The organism is Paenibacillus thalictri, from assembly GCF_004307995.1.
Lineage (GTDB): Bacteria > Bacillota > Bacilli > Paenibacillales > NBRC-103111 > Paenibacillus_AF > Paenibacillus_AF thalictri.
This window is the reverse complement of the sequence record NZ_SIRE01000018.1, coordinates 34,102-56,283: the sequence shown is the minus strand read 5'-3', so window position 1 is coordinate 56,283 and position 22,182 is coordinate 34,102. Positions and strand designations below refer to the sequence as shown.

General features: G+C 51.2%; 20 protein-coding genes. 17 read left to right on the top strand and 3 right to left on the bottom strand.

All coding sequences use genetic code 11. From position 1 onward, the window contains the following. Nucleotides 1-103 precede the first annotated feature (103 nt). From icd to EYB31_RS23790, 16 genes are all read left to right on the top strand, one after another. Nucleotides 104-1,399, top strand: a complete 1,296-nt coding sequence (icd, locus tag EYB31_RS23865; RefSeq protein WP_131015942.1) for an NADP-dependent isocitrate dehydrogenase — start codon at nucleotides 104-106, stop codon at nucleotides 1,397-1,399. 197 nt (nucleotides 1,400-1,596) lie between these two features. Beyond that, a complete protein-coding gene (gene mdh, locus EYB31_RS23860; protein ID WP_131015941.1) occupies nucleotides 1,597-2,538 on the top strand; it encodes a malate dehydrogenase in 942 nt (313 codons plus the stop codon). A gap of 819 nt (nucleotides 2,539-3,357) precedes the next feature. Beyond that, nucleotides 3,358-4,125, top strand: a complete 768-nt coding sequence (locus EYB31_RS23855) for an SDR family NAD(P)-dependent oxidoreductase (RefSeq protein ID WP_131016069.1) — start codon at nucleotides 3,358-3,360, stop codon at nucleotides 4,123-4,125. 274 nt (nucleotides 4,126-4,399) lie between these two features. Continuing rightward, nucleotides 4,400-6,547: a GON domain-containing protein gene (locus tag EYB31_RS23850; protein ID WP_131015940.1), complete on the top strand. Its 2,148-nt coding sequence runs from the start codon at nucleotides 4,400-4,402 to the stop codon at nucleotides 6,545-6,547. Between the two features lie 227 nt (nucleotides 6,548-6,774). Next, entirely contained in the window at nucleotides 6,775-7,362 is a 588-nt protein-coding gene (locus EYB31_RS23845; protein ID WP_131015939.1) for a TetR/AcrR family transcriptional regulator, read from the top strand. Then, entirely contained in the window at nucleotides 7,359-10,556 is a 3,198-nt protein-coding gene (locus EYB31_RS23840; protein ID WP_131015938.1) for an efflux RND transporter permease subunit, read from the top strand. The genes EYB31_RS23845 and EYB31_RS23840 overlap by 4 nt, the downstream gene beginning before the upstream one ends. A 138-nt stretch (nucleotides 10,557-10,694) precedes the next feature. Continuing rightward, nucleotides 10,695-11,120 (top strand): hypothetical protein, encoded by a 426-nt coding sequence (locus EYB31_RS23835; protein WP_131015937.1) that lies wholly within the window; start codon nucleotides 10,695-10,697, stop codon nucleotides 11,118-11,120. Nucleotides 11,121-11,393: 273 nt separating this feature from the next. After that, the gene (locus EYB31_RS23830) at nucleotides 11,394-11,930 is read left to right on the top strand and encodes a GNAT family N-acetyltransferase (protein WP_165452579.1); all 537 of its coding nucleotides are present in this window, start codon (nucleotides 11,394-11,396) and stop codon (nucleotides 11,928-11,930) included. A 138-nt stretch (nucleotides 11,931-12,068) separates the two neighbouring features. Continuing rightward, nucleotides 12,069-13,661, top strand: a complete 1,593-nt coding sequence (gene nikA / locus EYB31_RS23825) for a nickel ABC transporter substrate-binding protein (protein ID WP_240762782.1) — start codon at nucleotides 12,069-12,071, stop codon at nucleotides 13,659-13,661. Between the two features lie 12 nt (nucleotides 13,662-13,673). After that, the gene (gene nikB / locus EYB31_RS23820) at nucleotides 13,674-14,612 is read left to right on the top strand and encodes a nickel ABC transporter permease (RefSeq protein ID WP_131015934.1); all 939 of its coding nucleotides are present in this window, start codon (nucleotides 13,674-13,676) and stop codon (nucleotides 14,610-14,612) included. A 1-nt stretch (nucleotide 14,613) separates the two neighbouring features. After that, nucleotides 14,614-15,459 carry a nickel ABC transporter permease subunit NikC gene (gene nikC / locus EYB31_RS23815; protein ID WP_131015933.1) on the top strand — a complete coding sequence of 282 codons (846 nt, stop codon included), beginning with the start codon at nucleotides 14,614-14,616 and terminating at the stop codon, nucleotides 15,457-15,459. Then, on the top strand, nucleotides 15,460-16,260 hold the full coding sequence (locus EYB31_RS23810) for an ABC transporter ATP-binding protein (RefSeq protein ID WP_131015932.1): 801 nt from the start codon (nucleotides 15,460-15,462) through the stop codon (nucleotides 16,258-16,260). Nucleotides 16,261-16,322: 62 nt separating this feature from the next. Beyond that, a complete protein-coding gene (locus EYB31_RS23805) occupies nucleotides 16,323-17,141 on the top strand; it encodes an ABC transporter ATP-binding protein (protein ID WP_131015931.1) in 819 nt (272 codons plus the stop codon). A 48-nt stretch (nucleotides 17,142-17,189) separates the two neighbouring features. Next, the gene (locus tag EYB31_RS23800; protein WP_131015930.1) at nucleotides 17,190-17,873 is read left to right on the top strand and encodes a class I SAM-dependent methyltransferase; all 684 of its coding nucleotides are present in this window, start codon (nucleotides 17,190-17,192) and stop codon (nucleotides 17,871-17,873) included. Nucleotides 17,874-17,891: 18 nt separating this feature from the next. Then, nucleotides 17,892-18,683 (top strand): class I SAM-dependent methyltransferase, encoded by a 792-nt coding sequence (locus EYB31_RS23795; protein ID WP_131015929.1) that lies wholly within the window; start codon nucleotides 17,892-17,894, stop codon nucleotides 18,681-18,683. Nucleotides 18,684-18,686: 3 nt separating this feature from the next. After that, on the top strand, nucleotides 18,687-18,908 hold the full coding sequence (locus EYB31_RS23790) for a hypothetical protein (protein ID WP_131015928.1): 222 nt from the start codon (nucleotides 18,687-18,689) through the stop codon (nucleotides 18,906-18,908). Between the two features lie 8 nt (nucleotides 18,909-18,916). On the opposite strand, the gene yfbR is transcribed toward EYB31_RS23790, so the two are convergent. Both yfbR and EYB31_RS23780 read right to left on the bottom strand, forming a co-directional pair. Further along, entirely contained in the window at nucleotides 18,917-19,501 is a 585-nt protein-coding gene (gene yfbR, locus EYB31_RS23785; RefSeq protein ID WP_131015927.1) for a 5'-deoxynucleotidase, read from the bottom strand. 279 nt (nucleotides 19,502-19,780) lie between these two features. Continuing rightward, nucleotides 19,781-20,413 carry an NAD(P)H-dependent oxidoreductase gene (locus EYB31_RS23780; protein WP_131015926.1) on the bottom strand — a complete coding sequence of 211 codons (633 nt, stop codon included), beginning with the start codon at nucleotides 20,411-20,413 and terminating at the stop codon, nucleotides 19,781-19,783. A 135-nt stretch (nucleotides 20,414-20,548) separates the two neighbouring features. On the opposite strand from EYB31_RS23780, the gene EYB31_RS23775 reads away from it, so the two are divergent. After that, the gene (locus EYB31_RS23775) at nucleotides 20,549-20,908 is read left to right on the top strand and encodes a winged helix-turn-helix transcriptional regulator (protein WP_131015925.1); all 360 of its coding nucleotides are present in this window, start codon (nucleotides 20,549-20,551) and stop codon (nucleotides 20,906-20,908) included. 67 nt (nucleotides 20,909-20,975) lie between these two features. On the opposite strand, the gene EYB31_RS23770 is transcribed toward EYB31_RS23775, so the two are convergent. Beyond that, nucleotides 20,976-22,121, bottom strand: coding sequence for a polysaccharide deacetylase family protein (locus EYB31_RS23770; RefSeq protein WP_131015924.1), 1,146 nt, complete (start codon nucleotides 22,119-22,121; stop codon nucleotides 20,976-20,978). Nucleotides 22,122-22,182 lie beyond the last annotated feature (61 nt).

The window sequence follows — 22,182 nt, the reverse complement described above, 5'->3', positions numbered from 1 at the left end:
CAACGGGTTGTCCGACAAAAGCATCTGTCTGAACGGACAGACGTATTTCTGCCGAACTCCCGTTGCATTATGTCAATTACTATATCTGTTTGGGAGGATTAACATGCCACAATTCGAAAGCTACTCATTGCCTACAGAAGGCGAAAAAATCACAATTCAGGACGGCAAGCTGCAAGTTCCTAACAACCCGATCATTCCTTTTATCGAAGGTGACGGCACTGGTCCCGACATTTGGGCGGCTTCCAAGCGCGTGCTTGACGCGGCTGTTGAGAAAGCATACAAAGGCGAGAAAAAAATCGCATGGTACGAAGTATTTGCCGGCGAAAAAGCATTTAACCAATACAACAACTGGCTTCCTGGCGACACATTAACTGCGATCCGCGAATACATCGTTGCGATCAAAGGTCCTTTGACGACTCCGGTTGGCGGCGGTATCCGTTCTTTGAACGTAGCGCTTCGTCAAGAGCTTGACTTGTATGTCTGCTTGCGTCCGGTTCGTTACTTCAACGGCGTACCGTCCCCGGTTAAACGTCCTGAGCTTGTTGACATGGTCATCTTCCGTGAGAACACAGAAGATATCTATGCCGGCATCGAGTACCAAGAAGGCTCGGATGAAGTAAAGAAAGTGCTGGAGTTCCTGCAAAAAGAAATGGGCGTTAAGAAAATCCGCTTCCCTGAAACTTCCGGTATCGGCATCAAGCCGGTTTCCAAAGAAGGTTCCGAGCGCCTTATTCGCTCCGCTATCGAATACGCAATTACACACAACCGTAAGAGCGTCACTTTGGTACATAAAGGCAACATCATGAAGTTTACCGAAGGCGCATTTAAAAACTGGGGTTATGAGCTGGCTGAGCGCGAGTTCGGCGACAAAACGTTCACCTGGTCGGAATATGACAGAATCAAAGCAGAGCAAGGCACAGACGCTGCCAACAAAGCGCAAAAAGACGCTGAAGCGGCTGGCAAAATCATCGTAAAAGACGCGATTGCCGACATCGCTTTGCAGCAAGTATTAACTCGCCCAACCGATTTCGACGTTATCGCAACTTGCAACTTGAACGGCGACTACTTGTCCGACGCTTTGGCTGCACAAGTTGGCGGTATCGGTATCGCTCCTGGCGCAAACATCAACTACTTGACAGGCCACGCTATTTTTGAAGCGACTCATGGTACGGCTCCTAAATACGCTGGTTTGGACGTCGTTAACCCGGGTTCGGTTATCTTGTCCGGCGTTATGATGCTTGAGCATCTGGGCTGGCATGAAGCTGCCGACCTGATCTACAAAGGCATGGAAACTTCGATCAACAACAAAACGGTCACTTACGACTTTGCCCGCTTGATGGAAGGCGCAAAAGAAGTAAAATGCTCCGAATTCGCAAACCAAATCATCGCCAACATGTAATTTAGCGCACGCTTCCCTTAAATCCCCCTTTCTCAAGGGGGATTTAAGACTTCCAAAGGGTGTATGCTGTGTTGATGTATAGAGCACCTTAATGGGAGCATGAGATTGGCAAGCCAATCATACAATCGTAACCAAAGCACCAAAATGCTTCACTGCAAAGGGCACTCGAAAACCACATTACCAGGAGGTTACATACCATGGCTATTCGTCGTAAAAAAATTACGGTTGTCGGCGCAGGTTTCACCGGCGCAACGACAGCGCTGATGCTTGCCCAAAAAGAATTGGGAGATGTTGTGCTGGTCGATATTCCGCAGTTGGAAAATCCGACTAAAGGCAAAGCGCTTGACATGCTCGAAGCTTCCCCGGTACAAGGCTTTGACGCCAACATCACCGGTACGGCAAATTATGAAGACACAGCCGGCTCCGACATCGTGATCATCACTGCGGGAATCGCTCGTAAACCGGGTATGAGCCGTGACGACCTCGTGAACACCAATGCGGGCATCGTCAAGTCCGTTTGCGAAAATGTGAAAAAATATTGCCCTGAGTCCATCGTGATTATTCTCAGCAACCCGGTTGACGCCATGACATACGTTGCCAACAAAACGCTCGGTTTCCCGAAAAACCGCGTAATCGGCCAATCCGGCGTGCTGGATACGGCCCGTTATTGCACGTTTATCGCGCAAGAACTGAACGTGTCCGTTGAAGACGTTCGCGGTTTCGTGCTTGGCGGTCATGGCGACGATATGGTTCCGCTCGTTCGTTATTCCAACGTTGGCGGCATTCCGATCGAAAAACTGATCCCTTCTGAACGCATCGAAGCGATCGTACAGCGCACACGGACAGGCGGCGGCGAAATCGTCAACTTGCTTGGCAACGGCAGCGCTTATTACGCTCCTGCCGCTTCGCTTGTGCAAATGACGGAAGCGATTATCAAAGACAAGAAACGCATTATTCCTGCGATCGCGCTTCTGGAAGGCGAATATGGCTACAACAACCTGTTCATGGGTGTGCCTACATTGCTCGGCGGCAACGGCATCGAGAAAATTTTTGAGCTTGAACTGCTTCCTGAGGAAAAAGCGGCTTTGGACAAATCCGCTCAATCCGTACGCAGCGTCATCGAAGTCGTTACGGTATAACAGGCGCGCGCGCCTGCATTCATTAAATAGACGATTCAATACAACCAGCCTTTACTAAGAGGCTGGTTTTTTGTTTTTTAGTTAAAGCCGGAGCACCTACGCCAAGCGCTAGCGAAGGCAAGGTGCGACAGGCGCGGGCAAGAGGCACACAGGCGCCATGCGTCATCGCGCCGCAGAAGAGCGCGGAGCACCTAAGGCCAAGCGTTAGCGAAGGCAGGGTGCGACAGGCGCGGGCAAGAGGCACACAGGCGCTCCATGCGTCATCGCGCCGCAGTAAAGCGCGGAGCACCTACGCCAAGCGCTAGCGAAGGCAAGGTGCAACAGGCCAGGCGCGGGCAAGAGGCACACAGACGCTCCATGCGTCACTACGCCGCAGAAAAGCGCGGAGCACCTACGCCAAGCGCTAGCGAAGGCAAGGTGCGACAGGCGCGTGCAAAAGGCACACAGGAACTCCATGCGTCACTACGCCGCAGAAAAGCGCGGAGTACCTACGCCAAGCGCTAGCGAAGGCAAGGTGCGACAGGCGCGGGCAAGAGGCACACAGGCGCTCCATGCGTCATCGCGCCGCAGAAGAGCGCGGAGCACCTACGCCAAGCGTTAGCGAAGGCAAGGTGCGACAGGCGCGTGTAAGAGGCACATAGGAGCTCCGAAGCTAGGCGGGTCCAGGGCGCAGCGCCTGGAGTCCCCCTCCAAGGGGGATTGAGGGGGTGTCCCCCCTCGCCTAAATTCAGCCCTATTCAGCCCAAAAAAATCCCTAAGGACAGCGGTCTGTCCATGGTATGATAGAGGGAGTTACTAACCGCGAAAGGGGAATTTATGATGAATATTGATCTGACTGGGCAAATTGCACTTGTAACTGGAGCGAGCGGGGGAATCGGACAGGCGATTGCGATCGATTTGGCTGCATGCGGGGCAGACATTGCCGTGAACTACTTAAGCAACCGTGACGGAGCCGAGCAAACCGCGGCGAAAATTCGCGAGCTTGGCCGTAAGGCAGTTATCATTCAAGCCGATGTAACCAAAGAAGACGAAATCGCATCGCTGGTTAAACAAACGGAGGAAGCGCTTGGCGGCACCGTTGATATTTTGATCAACAATGCGGGCCACCTGGTGGAACGCCGTACGATTGAAACGATGACCCTTGATTTGTACAGCAAGGTCATGAACGTGAATCTGCTTTCCACTGTATTTGTCAGCAAGGCGGTTATTCCCGGCATGAAAGCCAAGAAATCCGGCGTTATCATCAACATGAGTTCCCTTGCCGCACACAACGGCGGCGCAAACGGAGCTTCGGTATATGCGGCGTCCAAAGGCGCAGTGCTGAGCCTTTCCAAAGGACTTGCCAAAGAGCTTGCTCCACACGGTATCCGGGTTAACGTGGTGTCGCCCGGTTTCATCGAAGAGACCAAATTCCACTCCACGTTTACTTCCGAGGAAGGCCGTATCGCCTCGATTAAAAGCGTACCGCTTGGCCGCGGCGGAGTCCCGCAGGACGTCAGCGGAGCGGTTGTTTACCTGGTGTCGCCGCTTGCAGCTTACTTGACCGGCGAATCGATCGAAATTAACGGCGGCATGTTTATGAGATAAGAGGTTTGAGATGAGAGGCGCTTTGTGCAAACAAAGCGTCTTTTTGCGTCGATCAGACCGCTTTTCTTATTGAAAATGGATTGCGCAATAGGTCGGATTGCTTATAAAATAGATATAACTTACCAGTGCATGTTCGGCCTTTATACACCTCCTCATGTTGTTGATACCCAAGCCGATCCGGGTCTGACTACCTCGTTTGTTCAACTGCTATTTGGTAAAAGCATACTTACAGTTCGTGAAGTTTCATGTTGGATTACGGGAGAGGTTGTTATCCATGTGCCGTTATTTGATCTATTTATGTATCAGCGTATTTATGCTTACCGGATTGATGTTGTACCCGCATGCAACGGCGGCGTCGCTGCCAAATCCCTCCTCTTGCGCGGATGTGAAGGTAGGTTCGTCTTCCGTTACCGATGGCTATTATACTTTGGTTTCCAATGGCAATGTTTTTGAAGTGTACTGCAGCGGAATGAATACCTCTTCGCCTAAGGAATATATCGATTTGCTGCATACGGGAAGTGCGCTGAATTTTTCATTTTATGCCGCAGGAGGCAGCTCGTATAGCGATGACGGCTCTCCGGGAGTCAGAACGACGTTTACGAAGCTGCGCTTCGACCCAGCCACATTTCAAGTGGATACCGGAGATTTCACCTTCAGCGAATCAACGGGAAATACATATCATGGCTATAAACTGACTCAATATCCCTATGCTCATGCGGGAGGCTGCAATTCCTCCAACCTTATGGGGTATGCCAACATCGACTTGCGGGGTTTGCCGTTTGCTGTCGAATACGAGGGTTTGGCGCTTGAGGGGTATTATCCGTACGGCAGCATCGATTATTCGTCGAATAATCAGATTGTCAACATGACCGCCAACGGATTTTGCGGGTTTGCGATTCCTTTAGGGGCGGATGAACTGACGGGAGGAGGTCTCCGGCTTGTGCCAATGAATGTGCCGGGGGCCGTTTCCATAACAGGGGAAGTCAAAAGCATTCAAGTCAGCGGGGCGCAACCAAACGCTTTATTGACGTTGTATGATTCGAGCACCCATGCTCAATATGGCGCTGCAATTACAGCCGATGGCTCAGGAACAGGACGATTTGCCGATGCGCCGGGGGGAAGAGCATTTTTGGTCACCCAGACGGTCGGTGGTGTTGAAAGCACTCGCTCTAACGTGGCGGTGACTGTACCGGATCAAGTGCAGCTTACTGCGGGGTTATGCTCGATAGCCGTTTCCAATGCCGAACCCGGAGCGACGGTCAAATTGTATAAGAATACGGCAGAGCCGCAGCTGGTCGACACCCAAAATGCCGATAACGACGGGCGCGTTGCCTTTACCGGATTAATACCGGGCCAAAGCTACATTGCCGCTCAGACCGTCTCTAATGTTACCGGCTTGTTTTCTGCTGAAGCTGTCGTGTTGGCGGATACGACGCCGCCAGTCATTACGTTAAACGGACTTAATCCGGTTAGAATTATGGAAGGATTAGTTTATACGGATGCGGGAGCAAGTGCAGCGGACGATCAGGACGGAGATATAACAAACCGCATAGTGGCGTCTCCAAACGGCGGGGCGGTGAATACGTCGGTTCCCGGGATTTTTGCGGTAGCTTACAACGTTAAGGATACGGCAGCCAATGCCGCCATTGAAGTCGTTCGTGCGGTTTATGTCACGCCGATTCCTGTTTTTGCAAGTGCGGATGTATATAAGATCGTTGTGTCGGGCGCTCGCCCCGGTGCCGAATTAAAGCTGTACAACACGGTTACTTCCGCCGTATATACGGGTATAACGGCCGATGCAAACGGCATTGGCGTGTTTCCGGCATTATCGCCGGGCCAGACGTTTATCGCCGTACAGAAGGTTAACGGGGTGGAAAGCGACCCGTCCCCGCCGGTTACCGTACTCGCGGACCCAACCTCGCTGCAGCCCGTGCTGCTAAGCGCATGGACCGACGATCAAGGCTTCAACATCATATTGACATACAGCCGGGCCATTTCGCCGTCCTTAGATATGAATAAGTTTCATGTCAGCATCAATGGCGCCCCTGTTTCCGTAAGCAATGCCGTCTATCATGCAGATAATCCGCAGACCGTCACTTTAACCTTGTCATCGCCGGTTCCATATCAGGCCGCGGCATGGCTGACAGCCGATGCGGGCGCCGTATACGGAGTCGAGGGTTCACCTGGAATTGCGGGCGGTATTTACGTTGAAAACCGTACGCTGCCGACAGTTACGCAGCAAATCTACGAGCAGCTGAAGCAGATGAGCGGCAGCGGAAACCGTATCAGCATCCAGCACATCATTGGATGGTTGAGCGGTCATTCAGTGCCCGACTTAAACGGTGACAGCAGAGTGGACCGCGACGATGTCGCAACATTGCTTCGTTTGATCGAACCGTTATATAGCGGCGCGACGCCGTAGCTGCCAAATTACCGACCAACCCGCCTCTCACCAAAAAGGCGGGTTTTGTTATGCTCCGGTATTCTTGAAAAAAGTACCTCCACATGTTAATATAAGTAAAATGACTGATGAGTCAGTCATAATAATGGGAAGCAGATGGGGAATTTTAAACATAAGATGCTAAAGATGACGGATTTTCATACCGCTGTTAAATGACTGACACGTCATTCATAATCTGGGAGGTACATATGGCTGAAGATAAGCAGGCAAAAATTATTGCTGCCGCACTCAAACTGTTTGAGACGGAAGGATACCATACGACGAAAGTGTCGGATATCGTGCAGGAGGCGGGCGTCGCACAAGGGACGTTTTATTTGTATTTTAAAAGCAAAGAGGACTTGTTTCGGGACATCACCGAAGCTTGCCTTGGAGAAGTGGCGGAAACGCTGGAGAAGGAAGGCACGGAGGAGTGCGGCGAGCAGATGTATCGCACGATAAGCAACGTTTTGCGGGTGTTCGCTCTTAATAGGTCGATTTTACATATTATTTATAAGCACGGATTTGCTTCGAATGAACTAAAGGACATTACAGAACGTTTTCACCTGCGGCTGATGAAGGTTGTGAAATCACAGCTCGTTCAAGCGAATGCATACCCCGGTTATACCGAGGAGCAGCTGGAAATCGCCGCGTATTCCAAAATCGGCATGGTGGAAAAATGCGCATATCAATGGTTTGTCGTGAAAAACTGCGGCATGGAATACATTGAGATCATTGCCCATACCCTTGTGGACATATTGGATTGCACTGCTGCGGGGAGAGGGGAGGCTTCCATGTGATCGCTAAGCTAATCCGCCGCCGCAAGGTGACGCTGCTTTTTTTCATGATGGCGATTCTGCTGGGCGCGCTCAATATCGCCACGCTCAAACAGCGGGAGAATCCCGAGATTGATCTGACCGTTGCCTTGGTAACGACGGTATATCCCGGCGCCTCGCCGGAAAAGGTCGAGCAATTCGTGACCCGGCCGATTGAAGATAAAATCAAGGAAATGAGCGAAATCAAAGTGCTGAAGTCGACTTCTTCGGCTAACGTTTCCGCGATTAATGTGGAGATTAAACCCGATGTCGATATCAAAAGGGCCTGGGACACGCTGCGCCAAAAGGTACAATCGGCGGAAAGCGATCTGCCGAGCGATGCCGAAAAGCCGCTTGTCAACGACGATTTGGGCAAAATCGCCGAGCAGATTTTGCATTTTACCGTAAATGAGGAAAGTGAGCTGGAGCCGCTCCGCCCGACGATGAACGCTTGGAAAAAACAGCTTTCCACCATAACGGGGGTCAGCAACGTGCAGATCGTCGGGCTGCCCGATCAAGAGGTGGCCGTTACACTGGACACGGAAAAGCTGAATACGTTTAAGCTGCCGTGGACGATAGTAGCCCAGGCGCTGCAAACCAAACATGACCGCGTCCCGCTGGGGAATCTGGACAAAGGGGCCAAATCGTATTATGTCAACATGACAGGGGAATGGACATCGGCGGAAGATATCGCCCGCACTGAAATTCTCGGTTTGCCAAACGGCACTTCGCTAAAAATCGGAGATGTGGCCGACGTCAAGCTGAAACCGGAGAAAAAGAAAGTGAGCATTTATCACGAAGGCAAACCAACGCTGGATATCGTTATCAATGCGGAGAAAGGCGCCGATATTCCGACGCTGCAAAAGCTGCTGGACGAGAAGGTTCAAACGCTGAAGTCGCAGCTTCCGGCCAATGTCACCATGACTTCGTTATTTACGCAGAAGGAAAGCCTGGATCATCTGTTTCACGATTTGGGGAGAGAGCTGCTGATCGGTATCCTGGCGGTCATCGTTGTCTGCTCGATGGGGCTTACCTTTGGCACGGCGCTGATCGTTGCGCTGGCGATTCCAATATCCATCACGATTGGATTTATCCCGATCGAAGCGATGGGTATCGACTTGAACCAAATTACGGTGGTGGCGATCGTCATTGTGCTTGGCATTTTGGTCGATGATGCGATTGTCGTTAACGATAATATCCAGCGGCGTCTGCAGTTGGGCGATTCTCCGTATAAAGCGTCGCTGGAAGGGGCTAAGGATGTCGCGGTTTCCATCTTAACGGCGACGATTTCCACGGCTGCGGCATTCCTTCCTTTGTTTTTCTTAAAGGGCAATATCGGGAATTTCATTAAGCCGATTCCGGTTGTTATTACCCTGACGCTTGCCGCATCGATGGCCATGTCGCTGACTATTATTCCAATATTCCGCCAGTGGGTCGGTGAAAGAAGACATAAGCAAGGCGGATTGCCGGCCGATGAACGAGTGCAGCATGCAGGCTTGGCCGAGCAGCGGAAACAACCCCAAACGGGCAAAGAACATGCGCCGGGACTGCTGGGCAAGCCGATCCAGAAGCTAAGCGAGCTGTATGGCAGGCAAATTTATTCGTTTCTGCGCAAACCGCTGCTGACGGGCGTGGTGGCGCTGCTGGTAGGCACCAGCAGTTTTGCGCTGCTGCCCAAGCTTGGCGTACAATATTTTCCGCCTGCGGAAAAGGACGAAATGCTGATCGATTTTGAGCTGCCCACGGGCAGATTGTTCAGCGAAACCGAATTTACGGTGGGCAAAGCGGCCGAATGGGTACGCAGCCAGCCGGGGGTCGTTTTTGTATCGGCTTATTCCGGACGTTCGACCCCGCATTTCTATTATTCGGAGAGTGACAAGTCGGGCATCAACATTGGTCAGCTTTTTGTCAAAATCGATCCGCAGCGGATTCACACCAAAGACGTGGTGGCTCTATGGCGTGACGGCTTGAAAGCGATGTTCCCGCCGGATGTCGATATTACGCCGCGTGAACTCGAGCAAGGTCCGCCTGTCGGCGCGCCGATTGCGGTTCGCATCAGCGGCGCCGAACTGCCCGAGCTGCAGCGTATCTCGACGGATATGCAGGAGATCCTGGAAGGAATCCCGGGAACGGTGAGCGTCGCCGACGACATCGGCAATCCGATGAGCACGGTTGAGATCAAACCGGATCCAAACAAGCTGGCCATATACGGCGTAAGCGAAAAGGATTTATCGATGACCGCGCGAATTGCCACCGAAGGATTGGACGTAACAAAGTTTCAAAAAGGCGAAGACGAGTTGGACATCACTTTGTATGCCAAGGATATCAAAAGCGACCCGCAGGAGACGATCCGCCGTATGCATGTGCCGACTCAGAAGGGCGGCACGGCTGAAGTCAGGGAACTCGGCGATACGGTGAGCGGCAGCATGATCAAGTCCATCCAGCACCGCAACCAGAACCGGACGATTACGGTGCGCAGTTATGCGCAGGATCGCCTGCCGGATGAGATTTTGCGCGACTTGAAGCAGAAGATGAGCGCCTACTCGCTTCCGGCCGGATACACGGTAGAATACGGCGGAGAAAACGAAGAGCGGAACGATGCGTTTGCGGCGATCGGCAAACTTTCGATTGTCGTTGTCATATTGATCTATATTATTATGGTCATTCAATTTTACTCGTTGTCGCTGCCCTTGCTGATTTTATCGACCGTAGGATTGGCGGCGGGTGGCGCCATTATCGGGCTGTTTATTACCGGGGCGCCAATCGGCTTCATGGCGTTAATGGGCCTGGTCAGCCTGTCCGGTATCGTCGTGCGCAACGGAATTATACTGATCGAATTTATTGAACAGGCGCGCGAGCAGGGCACGGAGCTTTATCAGGCGGTTGCCGAAGCGGGCAAAGCGCGTTTGCGTCCGATCCTGCTGACGATGGCGACAGCGATCGGCGGTCTGCTGCCGATGACCATCATGGGCGGCAATTTGTGGCGGCCGATGGGTACAACGATCATTTCCGGCTTGCTGTACTCGACGATGCTGACGCTTGTCGTGGTACCGTCGTTGTATGTCATTGTGGCAAAATGGCGCGACCGCCGGGCGGCGAGACGCGGAATCTCGCTGTATCCGGGCCATGCCGCGCACGAACCCGCAGCATCTGCGCCGGGTACGGGGCTGGGCGTTTAAACGGCTGCCGCCATGATAACGGAAGGTCCGGCGGATGGGGCATGATTTTGCCTCGCGCCGGGCCTTTCGGGCTTCCTTGCCCTTCCAACTTCATTCAAGTATACTGAATGTAAATTAACTTCGTTTGGGGGCAGCTTTATGATTCAAGTGTTTTTATTTCTACACGTATTGGCAGCGATCTTAATGGGATTTTACCTGATGCTTCCGTTTCTTTCGGCTCGGCTGTCTGCATTAAAGGGACAAGCCCAACACGGCTTCCTGCATGTCTTGTTCTCCGCTAACCGCGCTGGACAATTAGGGCTTGTGATTTCGTTTTTATCCGGCGGTTATTTGGCGGGCAAAGGGCACTATTCCATTGTGTGGATGATTTTGGCGGTGGTTCTGTTTTTGGCTTTGGGCGCATTGACAGGCATTCTTGGCAAAGCGATGAGAGGAGCTTTGACCGACGAATCGGGCAGCCAAATCGCTGGCAAGCTGGGCAAAATCAAGTCGCTGAGCTCGATCACCGGAGTCATTTTTCTCGTGCTGATTATCATTATGAAATTCCCTAATTGGTTTATGTAAGCGGCAGGACAGCGGTCCGGCCATAACTTCGGAGAAGCAGGTTCCCCATCCCGGGGACCCTGCTTTTTTTGTTTTTTTAGAACCCGTTCTTCTAGACGGAATCGTCATGCAACCGGCAGTTCAATTCGTGATACATTATAAGAAATTGGTAACACGCGTAACCAATGAAATTTTTTTTGGGTTTTGGTAGCACGTTTTATTTATTTCGTGTTACTATTGGTGAAGAGAATCGATGCACAATTTTCCAAGTAATCTGCTAAAGAGAGGATGAGGGTGTTGGAACAGGTTCTGACTGATTATGACATCAAAGAAATTAAGCCGGTGGAACTGGCTGCCGCTACGCATTTTGTGATGGATATCGTGCGGGAAGTGTTTCCGATGCTGGATCCGAATGAGCTGCCCCCGGATATGGCGCGGTTTCAAGAAGTGTATTATAAGGCAAAAGACGCGGCGTTTCTGGCTGCTTTCGACCGGGATGGGACGATTGCGGCGACGGCGGCATTCTTACCTTACGACGACCGGATCCCCGAGATTAAAGGCATGTATACGGCGCGTCCCACCGCAGAGCTGGTCAAATGTTACGTCAATCCGCAGCTGCGCCGCCAAGGGGTTGGCACCGCTATGGTGCGGCAGCTGCTGCCTTTGGCGCGAGCCAAAGGGTACGAGACGATGTATTTGCATACGCACCGGTTTTTGCCCGGCGCGGTAGGCTTCTGGGAAGCGCAGGGCTTTGAGCTGCGGCTGGAGCCGCACGACAATTGGCAAACGGTACATATGGACTGCCGGCTGGCCCCCGATAACATGTTCTGAAAAACGGTTCTTCACGCACTGCTTCATGTTGACGGGTCAAACTGCCGATAACGAATCGGCAGCACTATCATAAATAAAAGGGGACTTATGGTTATGTTATGTTCACCTAAACGTTTATTCCGTGGCTCCACTATGCTAATGATCTTGTTTTCTTGCTTGTTATTCCTTTCTGCTTGCAGCGAATCCCCGGCAGCGGGTACGTCGGCGGAACCAACCAAGGCGGCCCAAGCGGGAGCTAAGAAAACGATCAAGTTTTCATCCGCCAACGATATTGGCCCGTTAAACCCGCATATGTATGCGCCAAATCAGATGTTTGCGCAAAATATGGTGTACGAGTCGCTGGTGAAATACGCGGACGGCAAAGTGCTTCCTCATCTGGCGGAGAAATGGGAAGTGTCGGGCGACGGCAAAGAGTATACGTTTTTTCTACGCAAGGATGTGAAGTTCTCCGACGGATCGCCGTTTAACGCCGATATTGTAGTTAAGAATGTGAAGGCGGTTTTGGCCAACAAGCAGCGTCACAGCTGGCTGGAGCTGATCAACCAGATTCAGGACGCAGTGAAAACGGACGAGTATACGGTCAAAATAAAGCTGGCCAACGCTTATTATCCGATGCTGCAGGAGCTGTCGTTAATCAGGCCGCTTCGTTTCCTGGGCGAAGCGGGTTTTCCCGACAACGGCAAAACCTCGGAAAACATCAAAGCTCCGATCGGTACCGGACCTTGGGTTCTGACCGATTACAAGATGAACGAATATGCCGAATTCAGCCGGAATGAGAACTATTGGGGCGAGAAGCCCAAAGCGGATAAAATCCGCGTGGCGGTCATTCCCGACGGCGAGTCCCGTGTGCTTGCTTTTGAGAAAGGCGATCTCGACGTCATTTACGGAGACGGCAGCATCAGCTTGGATTCGTTTAAATATTTGAAGGAATCCGGCAAATATGTGGCGGCCACCTCCTCGCCGCTTTTTACCAAATCGATTGCGCTGAATACGAATAAAGGCCCATTAAAGGATATCACCGTCCGTAAAGCGATCGAATACGCATTTAACAAGAAGTCGGTCATCGACAATGTGTTCTACGGCACGGATAAGCAGGCGGATACGTTGTTTCCCCCTAACTTTCCTTATTCCAACGTGAAGCTTACGCCGTATACGTATGATGCGGGCAAGGCGGCAAAGCTGCTGGATGAGGCCGGCTGGGTGCTTCCCGCGAAAAAAGAGTTCAGGGAAAAGGACGGCAATGTGCTGGAGCTGGAGCTGAGCTTCGATAGCGCGAATAATGTGCACAAGGCGATTGCCGAAGTGCTTCAAGGCGATTTGCGAAAAATAGGGGTCAACGTCAAACTGATCGGCGAAGAAAGCCAATTGTTCGGACAGCGGCAAACCAGCGGCAATTTCCATATGATCTTTAGCGATACGTTTGGCATTCCGTACGATCCTCATGCGATGGTTTCCTCAATGCGTGTGCCGTCGCATGCCGATTACCAGGCGCAGGCCGGGCTGTCCATGAAGAAAGAACTTGATCAAAAAATCGAGGAAGCGCTGCTCAGCACGGATGAAAAGAAACGGCAGGAGCTTTACGACTACATTCTCACGACGCTGCACGAACAAGCCGTGTACCTGCCGATTTCCTATGGGACGAACCTGACCGTTTATCATAAAAACATCAAAGGCGTACAATTCGGACAAATGAACAGCGAAATTCCTTTCGAGAAAATGGATAAGGAATAGGAGTCAATGATAATGGCTTGGCTTATCATAAAACGGGTGCTGAATATGATCCCGATTTTGCTTGGCGTTTCGTTGATCACATTTCTGAGTGTTCGTTTGCTCCCCGTCGATCCGGCGGAAGCGTACTTGAGATTGTCGAAGATTCCGATCACGAGTGAAGCGTTGGCCTCGGTCCGGACGGAACTTGGGCTGGATCGCCCGTTATATGTTCAATACGTAAATTGGTTAAGCGGTGCGTTCAGGCTCGATTTCGGCAGCTCGTATATCAGCAAGAAACCGGTGTGGGATGAAATGATGGGATATCTTCCAGCCACGCTGCAGCTGACGTTTTCGTCGATCGTGCTTGCATTTGTCATCAGCCTGCCGATTGGCATCTTGTCGGCTCTTTACAAAGACCGTTTGTTTGATCATTTCAGCCGCACGTTGTCTTTTGTCGGAGCGGCGACGCCAAGCTTTTGCCTTGGTTTTCTGCTGATTTATGTTTTTTCGCTCAAGCTGGGTTTTTTCCCGATATCCGGCAAAGACGGCTTGCTGCATCTGGTATTGCCTTCGCTGACTTTGGCGCTGGCGTCGGTTGCGGTGTACACACGGATGCTCCGGGGCAGCACGCTGGACGAATTGCATCGGCCGTATGTGCTGTATGCAAGGGCTAGAGGCATAAAGGAGCGGCTCGTCATCGGCAAGCATGTGTTGAAAAATGCGGTGACCCCGCTCATTACAACGATGGGAATGCATATCGGACACAAATTAAGCGGTTCGATTATCGTGGAAAATGTGTTCGCTTGGCCGGGAATGGGGCGCTATTTCGTAAACGCTTTGTTCGGCAGAGATTATCCGGTTATTTTATGCTACGTGCTGTTGGTCACAACGATCATCATTATTTGCAATTTGCTGATCGATATTTTTCATATGGCCGTTGATCCCAGAGTGCGGCGTAAAGGAGCGCATTAGGATGGATTCCGCAGTATGGAAAAAATTAATCGCAAGCAAGCTGACTTTAATCAGCGGCATGCTGCTGCTGGCGATGCTGGTTGTCGCCGTATTGGCTCCATGGCTGGCTCCTCACGATCCGAATAATATCGATTTGGCGCATAAGCTGCAGAAACCTTCGGCGGCATATTGGCTCGGAACGGATCACCTGGGCAGAGACATCGTATCGAGGCTGATTCACGGGACCAAAATTTCGCTGGGCATCGCTTTTATCGTGATGGTGCTGATCGTAATCGTCAGCGTGACGGTCGGAACGGTATCGGGTTATATCGGAGGTGTCGCCGACCGGATTTTTATGCGGTTTTGCGACATGCTGATGGCGTTCCCGAGCCTCATTCTTTCACTGGCGATGCTGGGCATTCTTGGGCCGGGCGTGGGGAATGTCGTGTTTGCCATGGTCATGTCGTATTGGGTGTGGTACGCCCGGTGGATTCGCGGCATGGTCATGACGGCCAAGCAGCAAAACTATATTGTAGCCGCCAAAATCGCCGGCACTCCCGGCTATAAAATTATGCTGCTGCACATTGTTCCGAATATTTTGCCGCCTACGATTGTGCTGGCCACGCTGAATTTGGGGAGCATCATCTTAAGCATTTCCGGGCTTTCGTTCCTGGGACTGGGCATCCAGCCTCCCGTGCCGGAATGGGGAGCGATGCTGAACGACAGCAAGCCGTTTTTGAAAAGCAATCCGCTCATGATGTTATATCCGGGCTTATGCATTTTGCTTGTAGTCATGGCCTTTAATTTTGTCGGGGACGCTTTGCGTGATGCGATCGATCCGCGCCAAGAGAGAATCGAGGTAAAATGAATGGAAGAACGCGTCGTATTAAGCGTGGAACATTTGCATATTAGCGTTCCAGCTCCGCAGGGGACGAAGAAACTGATGAACGACGTCAGCTTCGATTTGAAAAAAGGGCAGGTGCTGGGGCTGGTCGGAGCCAGCGGAAGCGGGAAGACAATGACATGCCTCGCCATCATGGGGCTGTTGGCAGATTCGGTCCTCGTCGAGCAAGGAACGATCCGGCTGGAAGGTCATAATCTGCTTCAGCTGCATCCCCGCCAAATGAGAGCCCTACGCGGCAGCCGGATCGCCGTGATTATGCAAAATCCGATGAGCGCATTTAATCCTACCTTAACCATCGGCGCCCATTTCGTGGAAACCATCCGTACGCATCGTCCGCTCTCACGCAAGGAGGCCAGTGAACTGGCAGTGACGTACCTGGCCAAGACAGGGCTGCGTTTCCCGGATAAGCTGATGGATCAATATCCGTTTCAATTAAGCGGCGGTATGCTTCAGCGCGTGATGATCGCCATTGCGATGTCGCTGCAGCCGGCTGTAGTGATTGCCGACGAACCGACAACGGCTCTGGATAGTGTCCATCAAACGCAGTTGCTCGATCAGATGTACCGTTTATGTCAGGAACAGGACACGGCCATGCTGCTCGTGTCGCACGATCTTGGCGTGATCGCTTACATGGCTGACGAGGTGATGGTGATGAATAACGGGAGCATTGTGGAAAAAGCTCCAGCCGCCGATCTATTCGAACGGCCTGAGCATCCTTATACCCGCATGCTGCTGCAAGCAAGAGCGGATGCTCGCTTGGCATAAACGGATGGACGCGAATGTTCGCCGTGCTGTCTCATTGAAATATGTTTTCAGGGAGGGGCGTCATGCTTGAATTAAAAAATGTCCATAAAAGTTATACGCTAGGCGGCGGCCTGTCATTATTCGGCAAGGAAACGGTCAAAGTTGCGGATCAAATATGTTTGACTATAGAGCAAGGCAGATGCCACGGGCTTGTAGGCGAAAGCGGTTCGGGCAAAAGCACGCTGGGCAAAATGATTCTTGGTTTGGAACAACCGGATCGCGGAGAAATATGGTTTGAGGGGAAAAACATGTTAACTTTAAGCGGTCGGGAGCGCAAGCGGATGCGCCGGAAAATTCAAACGGTCTTTCAAGATTGCTACAGCTCTTTAAATCCGCGTTGGCCTGTTTACGAGTCGGTAAGAGAACCGCTGAACAATTTCGAGCGGCTGAGCGCGGGCGAAGAAAAGAAGACTGTCCGGGAGCTGTTTGCGGCGGTTGGTTTGCAACCCGAAGATATAACAAAGTATCCGCATCAATTTAGTGGTGGACAACTGCAAAGAATTAGCATCGCCCGGGCGATTGCGCTGAAACCAAAGCTGATTGTGCTGGACGAAGCCGTGAGCAGTCTCGATATGCTCATACAACATCAAATTTTGCAGCTGCTGGACGAACTGAAGACACAATATCAGCTATCTTATTTGTTTATTTCCCATGATCTGATGGCGGTGCGTTCGATTTCCGATCAGCTGTCCGTTATGCACCAGGGGCGTATTGTTGAGACATTGGACGGCGGAGACCCGCTTTCTTCGATGAAACATCCTGTGTCCAAGCAGCTTGTGGCTTCGATATTGCCCAGCCAACCACGAAACCGCAGCAAACCCGGACTTACCGAAGCAGTGTAACTGACGTTCACTTTAGAATTTATCAACGAAGCGAAGGAGAAGAACATAATGCAAACAAAAGAGCAAAGCTATGATGTATGGTGGAATAACACGGAAGGTGAGCAAATCATGGAAGAAGGGCATCTGAGAGGCTGGAAGCAGCTGATTTCCATGATGAAGGAAGACGATTTATCCGGCCGCACCATTCTGGACTTCGGCTGCAATCGCGGCGGATTTTTGCGGCTGCTTCATCAAGTTAAGCCGTTTCAAGAAGCTGTAGGCATCGATCTGGGAGAGCAGTCGGTGGCCATCGCCAATGAAAGAAAGGGCAATCTGCCGATCCAATATCTCGTATCCGGATCACCCGAACAATTCCCCGGAAAGTTCGATCTTGCCTTTTGTTTATCGGTAATTTATTTGATCGACGACTTGAAGACGCATGCCTGGAAATTAAGCCAAGCGTTGAAGCCCGGCGGCGTCTATTATGTGACATATAACGACTTGTCATCCAACCCGAGCAGAGATTTTTTTAAGCAGGAAATTGAAAAATACAGCCATCTGAAAGCTAACGTGCATTCCCTTGACGATATCGTCTCCGCGTTTGAGCATGAAGGATTTAAAGTTGAATTGAAGCGTAGAATCCCCACCGATTTTATTGCCGTCTCCACTCTGGAACGTTATTTCCGTTCGTTAAGCGACGAACTGATGTCGGTGTATGAAAGCTCTTATATATTCCGATTTACGAAGCTGTAAAGCGAGGAGGAGCCACCGATGGAGATGGGTATTGGAGCGGTCAAAGAAAGAATTGCCGGAGATTGGGATTGGCGTTCCCGGGAATATACAAGCCGCAGCGATATGTATTTGCAAACCGAGGAACAGCAGCGATTGTGGAGTGAAACGCTCGCTTCGCTGCTGGAACCGCTGAATCCCCAAGCTTCGCTAGGGGTTCTCGACGTCGGGACAGGTCCCGGTTTTCTTGCATTGCAGTTTGCGGGGCTTGGCCATCAAGTGACGGGAGTCGACCTCTCGGAGAACATGCTGGCGATTGCCGCAGAGAAAGCGGCGGCGAAAGGGCTTGCCTGCACCTTGATGCAGGGCGATGCGGAAGCGCTGCCGTTTGCGGATGCCTCGTTTGATGTTGTGGTCAACAGGCACCTGCTGTGGACGCTGCCGAATCCGGGCCGGGCGATGCGGGAATGGGTGAGGGTTCTAAAGCCCGGCGGCCGGCTGCTCGTCATGGACGGCGATTGGACGAAACACAACATGACCGGCAAGCAGAAATTGAAGCTGGCGATTGGAAATACGCTCACTTTTTTGAGCAAAGGAAACATACCGTGGATCAAAAAAGGCCGGGGATATGACGATCTGGCCCATCTGCTGCCGTTCAGCGGCGTCGATCCGGGCAAGGTGGTCGCTTTGATGGAAGCGGCGGGCATGGAGCAGGTGAAGGAATACGGGCTGCAGCATCTGCTGGAAGCCGATTCGCGTTCATTTCCGCTTGCCTACCGGTGGAGTTTTATCGAGACGCACCGACGTTTTATCGTCGGGGGCAACAAAAGTTAAAAAGTGGTAATAAAAATCGGTTCGAAGCTGCCGATCCTCGCAGTGCCAACGCATAGGGGCAAGCGCAAAGGGCCGCTTCGCGGCAAAAGGCAAATGAAAACAAGCCACTCCGCTGCTGTTGCATGGGGAGTGGCTTGTTTATCTTCGTCGGCAGCTGCGCTTGGGAGCGAACATCGCCATGCGGCGCCGGGCCGTGCGCTCAAGATTCACGCGCGTTGGAAATGAACGGGCTGTCACTCGGACAACTCATCAAGCGTTTTTTCCAAGCTTGCAGCCATGTGATTCAGGAAATAATCGACTTCCGGCATATTCAACTGGCGGATCGATTCTTCAATCTGCTTCCGGGCGACGGCGAATTCGCGGTTGCCGGCGGACAATTCGGTTACGCATTTCAGGTAAGCGTCCAGCAGATCGGCAGCTTTGACGTAGATCGCATAATCAACTGCGTTGTTTTTGCCGTCGATGAGCGGTTGGTAGATGGCGCGAAGCGGCTCCGGAATCATCTGCAGCAGACGGTCTGCGGCAATATGCTCGATTTCGCGGAAATTGGCCAATATATCCGGATTATGATGTTTCACCGGGGTAGGGATGTCTCCGGTAAACACTTCGGTCGCATCGTGAAACAAGGCAAGCGAAACAGCTTTATCTGTGGGCACCTTTTTGCCGAACATTTCGTTTGCGATCGTGCACAACACATGAGTCAGCAGCGCAACGTGGAACGAATGCTCCGCGACGTTCTCACGCATGACATTGCGCATCAAGCTCCAGCGTTCGATAAAACGCAATCTATACATATAAGCAAAAAAATGACTGTCCATGTGCATCTTCCTTTAACGCCACTATTCTGATATTGCAAGCAAAACTGCCGCTAGCTTCCGGTGTATCTTCGTGGAAACGGCTTCGATCTATTCTACCCGCAGACCGCCAAAAAAGCAACGGCTGCCTTTGTGTGAACACGGCCAGTTCGTAACGCACGGAGCAGCTCAATGCACCTCGGTGCTCGATGCGTGTAGCTGCTTCACGCACCGCGGAAAACATTCTCCGTCATAGCGCTGCGAATTTTCCGTCGCAGCTGAAAACGGGGTTATGTTTCCCTATTAGAACCGCTTGGCAACTTCTGCAGCATGGGCAATTGCTTTTTCTTTAATAACTGAAGCTCGTTCTAATGATGCCGTTCCTTCAACAAAAATGGCCTCAATAGATTGAATCCCATAGAACTGTAAAATCTTATTCAAATAGCTGTAGCCCATTTCAAGCAGGGCAAGCGGACCTTCCGAATAAACGGAACCGCTAGCTTGAATGTGCAAAGCTTTCTTGCCGGACAACAGACCTATAGGACCATTTTTGGTATATTTGAACGTTTTACCCGGAATTGAAGTCACATCCGTGTATGCTTTCAAAATCGGCGGGATCGAGAAATTCCACATGGGGGAAACATACACGTACTTATCGGCAGCCACATATTGATCAACAATCGCCTCAAGACGAGCTACTTTTGACTTCTCGGCATCAGACAGTTGATCGAAAGACAAACCCGATCGAAGCTTTCCCCAACCGCGTAAAACATCGGCATCAAATTGTGGAATATTCTCTTTGTACATATCCAAATGAATAACTTCATCGGTTGGATTCGCCTCACAGTACGATTCAATAAATTGTTTGCCTACCGCGAGGCTAAAGGACTCATGAGGATCAAGGGGATGTGCGGTGATGTATAGCACAGTTGCCATGAATGAAAACTTCCCTTCTGTAATTAAAATAAATACACTTTCTAGGATTATCATATAACATGGACTTACTTATGGTAAGTAGGAACAATATTGTGGTATAGTATTAAAAAAGGTACTGTAAACGGAGGCCAACGTATGCCAAAGAACCCTGTCCAATGTCAATTCGTTGCGGCGCTGGATTCGATCGTCGGCAAATGGAAGCCGATTATCCTTTATCATTTGCTTCAAGGTAAACCTTTGCGGTTTAATGAGCTAAGAAGATTGCTGCCCGATATCACTCAAAGGATGCTTACGCTCCATTTGCGCGAATTGGAGGAGGAAGAGCTCGTTAAACGAGTCATTTATCCGCAGATCCCGCCGAAAGTGGAGTACTCCATCACGGAATACGGAATGAGCCTGTCTCCGGTGTTGGAAACCTTACATCAATGGGGATTGGCCCATGTCAAGAGAAAGCAGCTGAAAAAGGCAAAAAATGAACAAACAGAAACGGACTAGCGTTCGACTTTACGCTAGTCCGTTTCATATTGTACCGTCCGGTATTTGACCGAACGGCTTTCCATCGTTATTTGACCACCGGCGTTTGTTGAACGGAAAAGCTTTGCACGTTCGGGTTATACACAAGCGGGACGCCAAGCGTATTCTGCAGATCGTCGAAGCCGATCATGAACTTGTTATTTTTGATCGTCAGCGGTTTGATCAGCGTGAGCGTATTGCCGGCCGAGACCAGCTTTTGCGAGTTGGCTTTGCCCGTCCATACCTTATTCTGATATTGAATGGAGATATTGCCTTCCTTATCCATGGATGCCTTACCACCCAACTGCGGCATGACAACGCCAAGCTCGACTTCCTGATAAGGGTGATCGGTGGCAACGACCCTGCGCATGATCGAGTTGTGCAGCCCTTCCGGCGTAATTGCGCTATTACCGGCATTGATGCGCGGAATTTGCATCGGGTCAAGCCGGCGGGTCGCCATCTCGGGCAGGATCGTAAAGGCATATTTCATGCCGCCTTGCATGATATAAGTCAGCGCTGTTTTGTCGTAGATCCCGTAAGGATAAGCATACGAATCGATCGGCTCGTCATACAGTTCGCTGAGCTTGCTTACGCAAGCCTGCGTATCTTTGACGACACGTTGTTTATATTGATCGGGCGTCTCCGGACTGCCGTTCACAAGCATCCTTCCGACCAGCATGGCGCTGCCGTCGGGAAATTTATTATGAAACGCATTGGTATGGCATTGGGTATCGATAAAGTTCGTATCGTTTGTCATTTCGACGATTTCATCTTTGGACAGCGAAGGAATGTAGCTGGCCAGCGGATTCTCCAAGTCACCCGTGATGACGAAATTGACCGCGGGAATTCGCATGGCTTTTAGAATCGGGTAAGCATTGATATAGAAGCTCTCGTATCCGTCGTCGAACGTCACGAGCACCGCATTGTGAGGCACACTGGAGCCGGCCATAAATTCTTTGAACTGATTCAGCGTAATAAACTGGTAACCTTTGTTTCTTAAGTAGACCAGTTGGTCATTAAACAGCTTTGTTGTAATCGTACCCGAGCTTTGGGCGTAATCGTCGATATGGTGGTACATGATGACGGCCACCTGATCTTTGTACATCACGTTTGTTTTTGCCGCGCTCAGCGTGGGAACGAGGACGCCAACCCCAATAATGCAAAGTAAAACCGCTTTCCAAATGATCTTTATCATGCTGCTCAAGCTCCCCCACACCGGTAGTCGTAAATACCCATTACGATGATGTACTATATTC